Origin of the sequence: Paenibacillus sp. FSL R5-0908 (assembly GCF_038006245.1) — a bacterium.
Taxonomy (GTDB): Bacteria; Bacillota; Bacilli; order Paenibacillales; family Paenibacillaceae; genus Paenibacillus_AQ; species Paenibacillus_AQ odorifer.
This window is the reverse complement of record NZ_JBBOUV010000001.1, coordinates 6,908,830-6,919,596: the sequence shown is the minus strand read 5'-3', so window position 1 is coordinate 6,919,596 and position 10,767 is coordinate 6,908,830. Positions and strand designations below refer to the sequence as shown.

Annotated in this window: 22 protein-coding genes; 17 read left to right on the top strand and 5 right to left on the bottom strand. The window is 40.4% G+C overall.

Annotation, left to right across the window (positions count from 1 at the left end; all coding sequences use genetic code 11):
• Position 1: 1 nt before the first annotated feature.
• The 4 genes from MKZ09_RS31635 to MKZ09_RS31620 all read right to left on the bottom strand — a co-directional run bounded on the left by MKZ09_RS31635 (position 2) and on the right by MKZ09_RS31620 (position 3,032).
• Positions 2-1,486, bottom strand: coding sequence for a recombinase family protein (locus MKZ09_RS31635; RefSeq protein ID WP_076208689.1), 1,485 nt, complete (start codon positions 1,484-1,486; stop codon positions 2-4).
• A gap of 74 nt (positions 1,487-1,560) precedes the next feature.
• The gene (locus tag MKZ09_RS31630; RefSeq protein WP_076208688.1) at positions 1,561-2,010 is read right to left on the bottom strand and encodes a hypothetical protein; all 450 of its coding nucleotides are present in this window, start codon (positions 2,008-2,010) and stop codon (positions 1,561-1,563) included.
• 242 nt (positions 2,011-2,252) lie between these two features.
• Positions 2,253-2,465 carry a helix-turn-helix domain-containing protein gene (locus tag MKZ09_RS31625; RefSeq protein ID WP_076208687.1) on the bottom strand — a complete coding sequence of 71 codons (213 nt, stop codon included), beginning with the start codon at positions 2,463-2,465 and terminating at the stop codon, positions 2,253-2,255.
• A gap of 192 nt (positions 2,466-2,657) precedes the next feature.
• On the bottom strand, positions 2,658-3,032 hold the full coding sequence (locus tag MKZ09_RS31620) for a helix-turn-helix domain-containing protein (protein ID WP_076208686.1): 375 nt from the start codon (positions 3,030-3,032) through the stop codon (positions 2,658-2,660).
• Positions 3,033-3,183: 151 nt separating this feature from the next.
• Here MKZ09_RS31620 and MKZ09_RS31615 point away from each other — a divergent pair, with 151 nt between their 5' ends.
• The 14 genes from MKZ09_RS31615 to MKZ09_RS31550 all read left to right on the top strand — a co-directional run bounded on the left by MKZ09_RS31615 (position 3,184) and on the right by MKZ09_RS31550 (position 8,287).
• Positions 3,184-3,387, top strand: coding sequence for a helix-turn-helix transcriptional regulator (locus MKZ09_RS31615; protein WP_076208685.1), 204 nt, complete (start codon positions 3,184-3,186; stop codon positions 3,385-3,387).
• Positions 3,388-3,415: 28 nt separating this feature from the next.
• Positions 3,416-3,586: a hypothetical protein gene (locus MKZ09_RS31610; protein WP_179089670.1), complete on the top strand. Its 171-nt coding sequence runs from the start codon at positions 3,416-3,418 to the stop codon at positions 3,584-3,586.
• Positions 3,586-4,338 carry a phage antirepressor KilAC domain-containing protein gene (locus MKZ09_RS31605; protein ID WP_076208684.1) on the top strand — a complete coding sequence of 251 codons (753 nt, stop codon included), beginning with the start codon at positions 3,586-3,588 and terminating at the stop codon, positions 4,336-4,338. The genes MKZ09_RS31610 and MKZ09_RS31605 overlap by 1 nt, the downstream gene beginning before the upstream one ends.
• Positions 4,339-4,406: 68 nt before the next feature.
• A complete protein-coding gene (locus MKZ09_RS31600) occupies positions 4,407-4,547 on the top strand; it encodes a hypothetical protein (RefSeq protein ID WP_179089669.1) in 141 nt (46 codons plus the stop codon).
• A gap of 224 nt (positions 4,548-4,771) precedes the next feature.
• Complete coding sequence (locus tag MKZ09_RS31595; protein WP_076208682.1) at positions 4,772-5,002, top strand: hypothetical protein; 231 nt, start codon at positions 4,772-4,774, stop codon at positions 5,000-5,002.
• A 242-nt stretch (positions 5,003-5,244) separates the two neighbouring features.
• Positions 5,245-5,367, top strand: a complete 123-nt coding sequence (locus MKZ09_RS31590; protein WP_256716543.1) for a hypothetical protein — start codon at positions 5,245-5,247, stop codon at positions 5,365-5,367.
• A complete protein-coding gene (locus MKZ09_RS31585) occupies positions 5,364-5,585 on the top strand; it encodes a hypothetical protein (protein ID WP_076208681.1) in 222 nt (73 codons plus the stop codon). The genes MKZ09_RS31590 and MKZ09_RS31585 overlap by 4 nt, the downstream gene beginning before the upstream one ends.
• Positions 5,582-6,322, top strand: a complete 741-nt coding sequence (locus tag MKZ09_RS31580; RefSeq protein ID WP_076208680.1) for an ERF family protein — start codon at positions 5,582-5,584, stop codon at positions 6,320-6,322. The genes MKZ09_RS31585 and MKZ09_RS31580 overlap by 4 nt, the downstream gene beginning before the upstream one ends.
• A 3-nt stretch (positions 6,323-6,325) precedes the next feature.
• Positions 6,326-6,742, top strand: a complete 417-nt coding sequence (locus tag MKZ09_RS31575) for a hypothetical protein (protein ID WP_076208679.1) — start codon at positions 6,326-6,328, stop codon at positions 6,740-6,742.
• Between the two features lie 265 nt (positions 6,743-7,007).
• Positions 7,008-7,160 carry a hypothetical protein gene (locus tag MKZ09_RS31570; protein ID WP_179089668.1) on the top strand — a complete coding sequence of 51 codons (153 nt, stop codon included), beginning with the start codon at positions 7,008-7,010 and terminating at the stop codon, positions 7,158-7,160.
• Positions 7,161-7,235: 75 nt separating this feature from the next.
• The gene (locus MKZ09_RS31565) at positions 7,236-7,721 is read left to right on the top strand and encodes a YopX family protein (RefSeq protein WP_076208677.1); all 486 of its coding nucleotides are present in this window, start codon (positions 7,236-7,238) and stop codon (positions 7,719-7,721) included.
• Positions 7,711-7,929, top strand: coding sequence for a zinc-finger domain-containing protein (locus MKZ09_RS31560; protein WP_076208676.1), 219 nt, complete (start codon positions 7,711-7,713; stop codon positions 7,927-7,929). The genes MKZ09_RS31565 and MKZ09_RS31560 overlap by 11 nt, the downstream gene beginning before the upstream one ends.
• The gene (locus MKZ09_RS31555) at positions 7,926-8,129 is read left to right on the top strand and encodes a hypothetical protein (protein WP_076208675.1); all 204 of its coding nucleotides are present in this window, start codon (positions 7,926-7,928) and stop codon (positions 8,127-8,129) included. Before MKZ09_RS31560 ends, MKZ09_RS31555 begins: the two co-directional genes overlap by 4 nt.
• Positions 8,126-8,287 (top strand): hypothetical protein, encoded by a 162-nt coding sequence (locus MKZ09_RS31550; protein WP_179089667.1) that lies wholly within the window; start codon positions 8,126-8,128, stop codon positions 8,285-8,287. Before MKZ09_RS31555 ends, MKZ09_RS31550 begins: the two co-directional genes overlap by 4 nt.
• Here the strand turns inward: MKZ09_RS31550 and MKZ09_RS31545 are convergent.
• Complete coding sequence (locus MKZ09_RS31545; RefSeq protein ID WP_076208674.1) at positions 8,284-8,490, bottom strand: helix-turn-helix domain-containing protein; 207 nt, start codon at positions 8,488-8,490, stop codon at positions 8,284-8,286. The two genes, MKZ09_RS31550 and MKZ09_RS31545, sit on opposite strands and share 4 nt — an antisense overlap.
• A 138-nt stretch (positions 8,491-8,628) precedes the next feature.
• Between MKZ09_RS31545 and MKZ09_RS31540 the strand changes: the two genes are divergently transcribed.
• The 3 genes from MKZ09_RS31540 to MKZ09_RS31530 are packed head-to-tail and all read left to right on the top strand — an operon-like array spanning position 8,629 to position 10,767.
• Positions 8,629-8,799 (top strand): helix-turn-helix transcriptional regulator, encoded by a 171-nt coding sequence (locus MKZ09_RS31540; RefSeq protein ID WP_179087512.1) that lies wholly within the window; start codon positions 8,629-8,631, stop codon positions 8,797-8,799.
• A gap of 11 nt (positions 8,800-8,810) precedes the next feature.
• A complete protein-coding gene (locus MKZ09_RS31535; RefSeq protein WP_076208673.1) occupies positions 8,811-9,533 on the top strand; it encodes a hypothetical protein in 723 nt (240 codons plus the stop codon).
• Positions 9,496-10,767, top strand: coding sequence for a replicative DNA helicase (locus MKZ09_RS31530; RefSeq protein WP_076208672.1), 1,272 nt, complete (start codon positions 9,496-9,498; stop codon positions 10,765-10,767). Before MKZ09_RS31535 ends, MKZ09_RS31530 begins: the two co-directional genes overlap by 38 nt.

Here is a 10,767-nt window from a genome sequence, read left to right as displayed (position 1 = left end):
ATTAGTTATAAATTACTTGTTCAATTGATGCCGGAATGAACTGTCCTTTTCTTCCATGCGTCTTACCCACAGGTGTGTATAACTTAATTTCTTTGAATATTTCTAGAATCAACTCTTTTTTATCTCCATCGCTCATCAATGGCCATACTTCTGGAATCCCAAACAATACCTCATTCATATCTTCAGACAGCTTTGTTTCTTCCTCAGGCAATTTTTCCAACTCGCTCAATACTACCTTCTCATTTTCTTGTTCATCCTTGTTATGTTCTCTCAATTCATCTTGAGTGATCAGATCGTCAGCAAACATTCGTTGCCACTTTTTACGACGTTCTTTAATACGTTTGAGTTCATTGTTAAGATCATCACGTAATGATAGATTAGCTTTTTCTTTCTTTGAGACTTTAATTTCTCTCATGGTACCTTCATCAATTGCAATTCTATCTTCGATCCATTCCAAGAATAACTTTTCTACCAACTCCTGACGAAACATCGGCATATCGCATCCACGACCTGTTTGTCTTCCAACACAAATATATGATGTTATTTTATTGTAGCTGCCATCTTTACGCTTATTCTGGTGATACCGACCGGACATTTTGCTTCCACATTTACCACAAATCAATACACCACTGAACCAATACTCACGAACTTTAGAATATCCATCAAAAGACCTGCGCTTCATTTCAGCTTTGTGTTCTTCGTATTCTTCCCATGTGAAAACAGTTTCTTGAGATCCTTCCTGTATGATAAGGTCCACTACGCCTTCTTTTTTACGGCTCGCATATTTACCGTTTGCTTTCTTCCCTCCATAACGTAGCTTACCAGCGTAGTATGGGTTGTCCAGAATGTACCACACAGAAAATGAAGTCCACTTATATCCACGGCGAAGAAATCCCATTGCGTTCAATTTTTGTGCAACACCCTTTATACCGTCACCTTCCAAATAAAACTTACGCAACATCCTGATTTGCATAACCTCATCTTCAACCAACTTTTCATCCTTGTCATATCCAAAGTTGATCGGACCACCGGGGCGGCGTCCTTCCATAACCATTTGCTCCATGCCGAACCTTACACGCTCTGCTGTGTTCTCACGTTCCCACTGAGCGATGTCAGCAACTAACCTTATAAATAGCCGTCCAGTAGCCGTGCGCGTCTCAAACGACTCCGTACAGCTCTGAAACTTGACGTTATATGTCTCCATTATCTTTAGTAGATGATCACAATCACTAGCAGATCGTGTCATACGGTCAAGTTTATATACTAGAACTACGTCAAATATATGTTCTTGAATATCACTGATCATCCGTTTCATTTCAGGACGTTTCAGATCCTTGGCAGACCAACCATCGTCAATGTACACTTCTGCAACTTCCCAATCCTGCGAATCTGCATAAGCCAGCAAGCGGCGTTTCTGTGCTTCAATCGAGAATCCTTCCAAAGCTTGCTCGTCTGTGGATACTCTTATATATATCGCTGCTTTCATCTATATCACTCCTTGCCTGTATTGTAGGGGAGAGGCAGAAAAAAGACCATACCCGATTGAGTATGGCCAATTATTCAATCATATGTATAAATCACTGTGTTAGCTAATTCTTTCTGTTCTTTTTCCCATGAAATTGTTGTCAAAAGTGCTAACAACCCAGATGAAAAAGTTAATACTGCTTCTAATACTATCTGCCATAGTTTATATTCTTCTCCTGGTCCCATAAATATATAAGATGTCCCGACGAAACCGATTAACAACACAATTAGCCCTAAATATATTGATGCTAAAATTATTTTTCCTTTAGGTATCATAGAAATACTAGCAAACAAACAGAAATAAATACCTATCAAATTAAACGCAATTCTACCAAGTAAATATTGTACAATTTCGTTAGAAAAGTATCCAAACCACACCTCTAACCAAATATTAGCTACAAAATATACAGCAACTGCAGTAATCGCTAACATCGGTATGAATCCGATCCATCTAGCCCAAATTGGCAACCTACCATATTCAAACATATGTATTTCCCCTTATATATCCACATCGGCTGCGGAATTTGCTGTAACATATAATACATCAGTGTAAAACATTGTATAATTTATGTATATAATCAATTTTGAGCAATAATATTCAATTTTTTACCGCTAGGAATTTACAATATATTCATGGTAATATTTTCTTATGGAAGGAGAGACAGCACCATGGAGTATACGTGTTGTTATACTTTCATCCGGGTCGGAGCAGCAGTTGCCGCTCAAGCCTACTCTTGAATGAACTCATATAAATCGTCAATGTGGCATCCAATGGCTGAAGCTATTGTCTTTGCTGACGACAAAGACATATAGCGTGAATTTGTAGCATAATTGGAAATTTGGGTTTTACTAATCCCAGTAATTTCACTTAACCATTGTTGGTTTTTACCTATTTCTCTGAGTCTTCTACTGAGTAGGCAACGACCAGGTTTGTAACCCATGATCGGCCTCACAATATATTTTTTTATCAAAAATACGAACATAAGTTCTTTTAGTGGCATTTATATGGTATTATTTACGCAACAGCTTGGACAAAAAACACTAAGGGGTTGTTACAATGGAAGATCAGTTGAAACAGTTAGCAAAAAATATTATTACAAGAACAAGTTTGACTGTTGATGATGCCGATCTCGTTAATGATCTTTGTTCCCTGACAGCTTTATCTTTGCTATATTTTCAATTAAATCCCGCACTGCTTCTTCCACCAGAGGATCATCCCTCAAATTAATGTTGTACTTCGCTTCAGCCTCCTTAATAACATTTAAAATAACTGCTTCAGGGAGTGGGCTAGGAATACTCTCCTTTTCAATTTTACCAGTAGTAAGCCACCCTACTTTCACATCAAAAAATTCAGCTATTTTAGCAGTCATTTCATGGTTAGGTTCTCGTTTGTCTATCTCATACATACCTAATGTTGACTTAGCAATTTTAAGAATCTTTGATAATTCCTCTTGCGACAGCCCTTTCTTGTTTCTTAAGTATGAGAGCCGTTCACCGAATGATTTCAAAGAAACTCACCTCCATTAATGTATTATATATCACGTATCGTGAACAATAATCATTTGATCACGATAAGTGAAATAAAAACTTGACGATCACATAATGTGATTGTATACTGTGTTCAAGGGGTCACGAAACGTGACTGAAAGGAGGATTACCATGAAAAATCAAAAGATGATTACCCTACGCGGTGACAGGTCCCTGAAAGAGATTTCCGAAGAAATCGGCATACCTTATAGTACTTACGCAATGATTGAAACAGGAAGAAGATTTCCCAGAAAAGAATTAGCAATGAAATTGGCTCGTTTTTATAATGTAACGGTTGACGAACTTTTTTTTACTCTAATTGATCGCGCTTCGTGATCACAATAACTAATAGGAGTGATTATGTATGAAAAAAAGATACACAGTTCGTAGTGACAAAAATAACGGACGATTTGATGTTTATGACCGCGTTGAAAATAAGGTATCCCGATCCTACCCAAGTTCAAGTAAACGTTCTGCTGATAGCCTTTGCAAGTATATGAACAATCAAGATAAAAAGATTGGAGTTGTTGCTTAATGAATCAACTTCAGCAATTTATGTACGGACACCAAGAAGTAAGAAGCACATTGATTGACGAACAACCTTGGTTTGTTGCAAAGGACGTTTGTGATGTTCTAGAAATCGCAAATCCCACACAAGCCATCAACCGCTTGGACGTAGACGAACGGTCTATGTTGAACATAGGTCGTCAAGGTGAGGCGAATGTAGTTAATGAATACGGACTGTACTCATTAATTATAGGCAGCCGAAAACCGGAGGCCAAACAATTCAAACGCTGGATCACACACGAAGTTATCCCTAGTATTCGTAAACACGGCGCTTATATGACACCACAAACAATAGAACAAGCTATCACATCACCAGACTTCCTTATCCAACTTGCAAACAAAATTAAAGATGAACAGACGAAAAATAAGTTGCTTGAAGAAAAAATAGAGCAGGACAAGCCTAAAGTCCACTTCGCTGAATCAGTTGAAATCTCCAAAGATTCTATATTAATCGCCGATCTAGCCAAATTGCTAAAACAAAAAGGTGTAGATATCGGAGAACATCGACTTTACAGATTTATGCGAGAAGAAGGATACCTTATCAAGTCTGGTTCTGAGTATAACAAACCTACACAACGTTCAATGGATCTAGGAATATTCGAGATTAAAACAGGTTATCGCAGTGGTTCAGGCGGTGTTACAAAACTAACTTATACATCTAAGGTAACCGGAAAAGGACAAATTTACTTCATTAATAAGTTTTTAAAACATTCCGCTTAATAACAATTCAATTTTACACAACTAATAACCTTCTCAAAAGGGATAAATTTACACAAGGAGGAACACACATGCGTAAACAACAAGGATTAAACCCCGGGCTATCCCCTAAAGCATGGCACAAACTGATCGTACGTATGCGGAATATGAACATTAAGTATCGCGAAGAGTTGTATGAAACTTATTTGAAGGAGTTGAAGAAAGTTGGCTAAAAAACTCGAGGATATCACAAATCGCAAACTGACACTGGTAATTCCATTCAAACGACCGGACAAGCCCAATCGTGAAACGCGCATATTCACACCAACATGCATCTGTGGTGCCGAAGCAGAGTACGAAGTTTACGATAGCTTACAGCCACACTGCAAAAGTTGCACTCAGGAAGCCATGACCAGCACCATCAAGCCATTTGTGAGACCGATCGGAGGGTTTGACGATGCAAGCTAAGTACCCGCCACCAGCACCATCAATTCAATTTTACTTCACAACCGAATGTGGGCGTAACTTTCAGTGGGCTGCGGTAAGCATGGATAGCCTTCTCAGGGAAGTTACAGAAAAGGGATTGCGTATTAAAGAGGTTCGCACCATGGATGAACAAAAAGCCCTTGAAGCATCAATAGAACTGGGTAAAGCCTACATCGAAAGAGAGCTGAAAGAATCTGCTTAAAACGGTAGCTGACATTTTAGAACATTACAGAGGGGAGACGAAAGGGGATGATTCCACAGGATCGGACATTTTATCTGGAAATGGCGAAGTTGAAACCGAAGGACAGGCGATGGGTGATGATGTGCTTTAAGAATTACGCAAGAGTATGGAAAAAGGAACAGGCAGCCATTGCAGGGCCGCCCGTGTCAGTTGCTTATTAAAAAACCTACAGAAATCATAACACGAATTAGGGAGGAATGACAGTGAGTAATTGGGATGAAGCGATGGAACACATAGCACAACTTGAGACGGAAAACGCCGAGTTACAGCGCGAATTAGCTGAAGCAAATGACTATATCGAGCATTACGAGGATCAGTTCAGATGAAGACGCAGGACGAACGCATCCGGTACGTGATTCAGCATAAGGATGGAACGTTCCTGAACGTCCGTGGTGAGCGCAAGGCAGACTTTATGACCGTAGATCGCTGGGTGAATGTAGAGGACATAGACGCGTTCCTACACGGGTATTACGCACCAGAGAGACCGGAGGATTACCACGCACAGCCAGTACGGATCACATATGAATTGGAGGTGTCAGAATGAGTGAGCTCAACCTTTACCAAAAGATTGTTCAGGTCCGTATGATCGCTGAAGGATTCAGCAAGGACAAATCAAGCTTCAACTATTCATACGTCTCAGGTAACCAAGTACTAGGCAAGATCAAAGACAAAATGAATGAGCTTAACTTGCTACTATTTCCATCGACTAAAGTTGGTGAGCACCATACACACGCTTATAAAACTGCTAAAGGTAAGGACGTTCTGGACTTCGTGGTGAAAGGAGAAATGTCTTATACCTGGATCAACGGTGATAAACCGGAAGAACGTGAAACGGTCACATGGGCCTATTATGGACAGCAAGACGAAATATCTAAGGCATATGGGTCAGCGCTAACTTATTCAGAACGTTACTACCTACTGAAGAGCCTAGGACTTCCTACAGACGAAGATGATCCTGACGCTAAGCAACAACAACCAGTGCAACAGAATCAGCAGTCCAGACAGGCTACGCCGCCACCTGCACCACCAAATACACAAACCCAATCAAATACAACAGCAACACAACAGAATAGCTCTAGCACAACCACAGGTCCGCAAGGATTGATAAGTGACGCTCAGATCAAATTATGTCACCGCAAAAAAACTGAAAAAGGAATTGATGATGATGATTTTCGCCGCATGATATCCGAGATTGGCGGTAGAGAGAGTATCAAGGAGCTCACCAAGAAAGAAGCCAGCACGTTTATCACTCTACTGAGTAACTACCAGAAGGGAGCATAAACCATGCAGAAAAAGAAGAAAAAGGTGCCTGCCCCATGGAGGTCGGGAATCCTTGATCACCACAAGCGCAATAAGCGAAAACGCGGCGATGTCACCAAAGTAACTGCACAGGTACGTGAAGAGGTCAACAGACGGTCGATGGAGCTACTTGGCACAGATATTCCGGTATGCGAGCGTTGCGGAACACCACGGGAGCTAAGTAAGGCTCACATTCTCGAAGCAGCTCACATGGGACCCGGATATGATCCAGCAAACATTATGAACTTGTGTGGCACTCACGGATTCAGAGGTACATGTCATGATTGGGAGGATCAAACATTTATCGGTCGGCAGTGGAAGAAACAATACGGTGCGATGCTGCGGCTCTACTATAGCGAAGGTAACGGTAAAAACTATTGGAGTTATAAGGAGGAAGCATGAATGAGCCATCCATGCCTTGACATTTACTACCACCATATGCCAGTTAACCACCCTACAACGTGGACATATCCTAATGATTACAAATATCCGGTTGCATACGACGAAAAGGAATTCGGCGCTAGACCAATAGGAATTATATGCACAGGCGGTGAGTTGGTTTGTATGGACGAAGGATCATACCACGAACCTCCAGTTTATGACCTTGATGTTCAAGAGATTCTTATCATTAATCCAATAATGAAATGTTGGGGAAGGGGTCTTAATTATGGATCACGATGAAATTGACCATTTCATATCTCTTCTGGAAAAGTGGAAAACAGATGATTTGAACTGGGGAGAAGTGAATGAGCTTTATGAATTAAGATACAGATTTGGTGATTCAATAAGTCAATATTATTGGGAATGGACCGCTGAATAAAACCGATAGTCATCTTTATTATTGCATTCTTTATCGCTTATTTATTATTTAACGAAAACTAAAGGAGATAGGACAATGAGTAAATTCAGAGCCTGGAATCCACAACTAAAAATTATGTCTTATGATTTCTGCGAGATTAACGTTTCTGGAAGTAACATCGTTGCATCCGTAGAGGAAGGGTGTCTTGAAGTAAAGTACTTAAAAGAACCACTCATGCACTATAGAGAGGCTCCTACAATGGAGCCTACAGGACTACATGACAAACTTAAAAATAATGTTTGGCAAGGAGATATCATCAAAATACCAGTTGAAATCAACACCGAGTTTCATGGAGATTTCACTTTGCACGAAGTGATAAAGATTAACGGTCAATGGGTCACTTCTTATTTGAGGTCGGAGAAAGGTGCAAAACTTCCGAAAGGTTATCTTCGTGGATTCTTGTTAAAAAATTACGAATTCGATACAACGACATTTTTATACAACATAGATTACGAACCAACTACTGAAATTGAGGTTGTCGGAAACATCTACGAGAACCCGGAGCTCACCCATGGAACGTAACCGTGTTATCCAAGAAATGGACAAGCACCTAGAAGTCTGCAAAACGTGCCCATTGAAACTGAACAAGCGATGGGCACACCCATCCTATAACCGCCTACAGAAGCATTGCAACGAAAAGTGTCCTACAGGTAAGGAGCTGCGCAAAGTCGCTGATGATCTAGACCAGATCGTGAAGGATAAACGCAAAAAGAAGGGGATGAGCGCGTGACCAGTGCAGATTATGAAAAGTTGGCGCTACGTGAGATATCGGAGAACGGCAATGTATCACCTTCACTTGCTATCAAGATGCTGATACACATGAAATCTCTTGAAACTCCAAGAGTGCAGATTGATAAGCGGCTGCTGGATCGGAGCTATGGAATTCCAAAGGGATTCAAGTCTTATTTAGAAAGGGAAGTGAGCGCATGAAAGCTCAGATTGCAATGTGGAAGGAGTTCATCACCGTATATACCACAGCCTTAGCAGAGGCAGAGAAATACGGTGATGTGGGTGGGATCGAGTGGAATAAGCACATGATCCACTTTTACACGGAGAAGATTGATGAAGCTGAGAAGTTGAGCGCTTAGTCTTTGACATATTCCAAAATATCTGATACTTCACAGTTGAAATAATTACACAACTTATTAAGGGTATCATAGTCGATGCCCTTTCCTTCACCATCATAAAGCTTAGCAAGTGTCTTACGAGTAATATTAGTTTCCTTTTCGAGTGCAGCAAAACTTTTTACTTTATTAAGACCCATCAACTCAGATAATTTCACTTTTATCATATCTATCACCGTTCCTTTGATCAATTAATTCTATCATAAACTTTATTACGCAAAAATATATGATTCAATATCAAACTGAGTACTACTGTACACATTATGCGTATTATAGTACACTGTAGTTATAGGAGGTGCACGAACATGCTAGTTAATGTCAAACAGATCGGAAATCGTCTTGGAGTTAGCAGAGGCACCATATTCCGTCTCATGAGAGAAGGGATGCCACATAAAAAACTCACACCGCGCACCCTTCGATTCGATGAAGACGAAGTTCTTGAGTGGGTAGAGAAAATTCAGAAAAAGGCAGTTTAGGTGGTGTCTACATGGGAGGCTGGATAAAGCTTTACAGACAGATTCAAGATAGCCCGTTGTACAGACAGCTAAACAGTAAACAAAGAGATGTAATGATCAACGTTCTATTGATGGCTAATCACAAGGAAAACGAATGGGTGTTTAAGGGTGAAACCTTCAAAGTTAAGCCCGGGCAGTTTATCACTTCACTCGATGGAATTAAAGAAAAATGCGCTTCAGATGTCACGATTCAGAATATAAGGACTTGCTTGTTGAAATTAGAAAAGAGTGATTTTTTAACAAACGAATCAACAAACAAAAACAGGCTTATAACCATTGTAAACTGGGACATTTATCAGGGTGATGATGACGAACTAACAAGCAACTCAACAAGCAATCAACAAGCAACTAACAAGCAACTAACAACTAACAAGAATGTAAAGAAAGAAAAGAAAAAACATTGTGCCGATAATATCACTCTCACAGAAAGCGAATATGAAAAACTTTGCACTGAATATGGTAAGGATTTGGCTGATGTAAGTATAAGTCACCTTTCTAGTTACAAGATTGAACAAGGTTATAAAACCAAGTCTGACTATCTCACGATAAAAAGATGGGTTATAGATGCAATAAAGAAAAAGGGATATACAAAGTCAACACCCTACCAACCAAAATTAGAAGAACCAACCCAAATAGATCCTTACTTGGAGGCTGAGTATGCAAAAAGAATGGGCAAGGACACTAGAAGCGCATGAGGAAGCGTTAGGAATATTCCTCAATGAACCAGAGTTGTTCAGAGAGTGCTTACCACTTTTAAAACCAGATTTATTTTTGGATTACGAATGGTTGTATCGTGTAATGAGAAATGTTGATGATTCAGAAGGTCTGACATTCGCTGGAGTGGTGAGGTCGAAGGAGTGTCCAGTAGAACGGTTGGAAGATGTAAAGATGTTGAAAGAAACATTCTTTAACGAGAATCGATTACCATCGCTGATCAAGGAAATGAAGCGTACACGGATCAAGCATGACCTGTACGTTATTGGCACAGAAATGATATCTAAGCTAGGAACGAATGATGCAGACGATATCCTTCGCGAAGTGCAGAAAGAGATTATGCATCTGCAAACATCGGAAGGTGAGGACATTTCAGATACATCCGGAGACGTCGAAAAGTGGTTCCAGTACATCATGGAAATTGCCGAAGACCCAACTAAAGCCTTTGGGATGCTAACCGGACTAACTAAGATAGATTCTATACTAACCGGATTGCATAGGCAGCACTTTTCCGTACTAGGCGGTTACACGAGCATGGGGAAGACAGCAATTGTGATTGAAATGTTACTTAGAATGAACGCCGCTGGATACAAATGTGCGATGTTCTCACTAGAAATGTCTAAGCGTGATCTTTATAACAGGATGATGTCCAGCCTCATGCAAGTGAATAGCCGAGATTTGAAGATGGGTCGTTTGCTGAAAGAACAGTATCAAAAAATACCAAGCTTTAAAGAACAGCTGAAAAGCCTATACATTGACGATACTCGCGGACTTACCGCGGATCAGATATGCGACAAGATTAAATATCTAAAGCGTAAGCAAGGACTTGATTTCGTGGTAGTGGATTACATCCAAGACGTAGGGGAAACCGGAGAGACGAACGACAACGGTGGTAGTGCTATTGCGAGAATATGCCGGAAATTACGAAAGTCAGCACTTGATGATGATGTTCATGTTATGGGATTGTCGCAAGTATCCAGAGCAATCGCGTCAAGAGAGGACAAGCGTCCTAAGGTGAGTGACCTTGCAGGATCTACAGGAATAGAGACATCAGCGGACGTGATTATGCTTGCTTACCGAGACGAGTACTACAACCCAGACACAAACTATAAGGGAGTCGTTGAAATTGACATAGTGAAGCACCGCAATGGAGAGATTGGCAGGGCAAACCTGAGGTTTGATAAGACAACCCAAAAAATCAGCGATTACAGATAA

Coding starts and splice junctions, on each gene's coding strand:
- MKZ09_RS31560 (WP_076208676.1), top strand. CDS start 7,711: ATGGAACGTAACCGTGTTATCCAAGAAATGGACAAGCACCTAGAAGTC.
- MKZ09_RS31575 (WP_076208679.1), top strand. CDS start 6,326: ATGCAGAAAAAGAAGAAAAAGGTGCCTGCCCCATGGAGGTCGGGAATC.
- MKZ09_RS31595 (WP_076208682.1), top strand. CDS start 4,772: ATGCAAGCTAAGTACCCGCCACCAGCACCATCAATTCAATTTTACTTC.
- MKZ09_RS31635 (WP_076208689.1), bottom strand. CDS start 1,486: ATGAAAGCAGCGATATATATAAGAGTATCCACAGACGAGCAAGCTTTG.
- MKZ09_RS31630 (WP_076208688.1), bottom strand. CDS start 2,010: ATGTTTGAATATGGTAGGTTGCCAATTTGGGCTAGATGGATCGGATTC.
- MKZ09_RS31585 (WP_076208681.1), top strand. CDS start 5,364: ATGAAGACGCAGGACGAACGCATCCGGTACGTGATTCAGCATAAGGAT.
- MKZ09_RS31545 (WP_076208674.1), bottom strand. CDS start 8,490: ATGATAAAAGTGAAATTATCTGAGTTGATGGGTCTTAATAAAGTAAAA.
- MKZ09_RS31605 (WP_076208684.1), top strand. CDS start 3,586: ATGAATCAACTTCAGCAATTTATGTACGGACACCAAGAAGTAAGAAGC.
- MKZ09_RS31550 (WP_179089667.1), top strand. CDS start 8,126: ATGAAAGCTCAGATTGCAATGTGGAAGGAGTTCATCACCGTATATACC.
- MKZ09_RS31530 (WP_076208672.1), top strand. CDS start 9,496: ATGCAAAAAGAATGGGCAAGGACACTAGAAGCGCATGAGGAAGCGTTA.
- MKZ09_RS31565 (WP_076208677.1), top strand. CDS start 7,236: ATGAGTAAATTCAGAGCCTGGAATCCACAACTAAAAATTATGTCTTAT.
- MKZ09_RS31615 (WP_076208685.1), top strand. CDS start 3,184: ATGAAAAATCAAAAGATGATTACCCTACGCGGTGACAGGTCCCTGAAA.
- MKZ09_RS31540 (WP_179087512.1), top strand. CDS start 8,629: ATGCTAGTTAATGTCAAACAGATCGGAAATCGTCTTGGAGTTAGCAGA.
- MKZ09_RS31610 (WP_179089670.1), top strand. CDS start 3,416: ATGAAAAAAAGATACACAGTTCGTAGTGACAAAAATAACGGACGATTT.
- MKZ09_RS31600 (WP_179089669.1), top strand. CDS start 4,407: ATGCGTAAACAACAAGGATTAAACCCCGGGCTATCCCCTAAAGCATGG.
- MKZ09_RS31625 (WP_076208687.1), bottom strand. CDS start 2,465: ATGGGTTACAAACCTGGTCGTTGCCTACTCAGTAGAAGACTCAGAGAA.
- MKZ09_RS31570 (WP_179089668.1), top strand. CDS start 7,008: ATGGATCACGATGAAATTGACCATTTCATATCTCTTCTGGAAAAGTGG.
- MKZ09_RS31580 (WP_076208680.1), top strand. CDS start 5,582: ATGAGTGAGCTCAACCTTTACCAAAAGATTGTTCAGGTCCGTATGATC.
- MKZ09_RS31535 (WP_076208673.1), top strand. CDS start 8,811: ATGGGAGGCTGGATAAAGCTTTACAGACAGATTCAAGATAGCCCGTTG.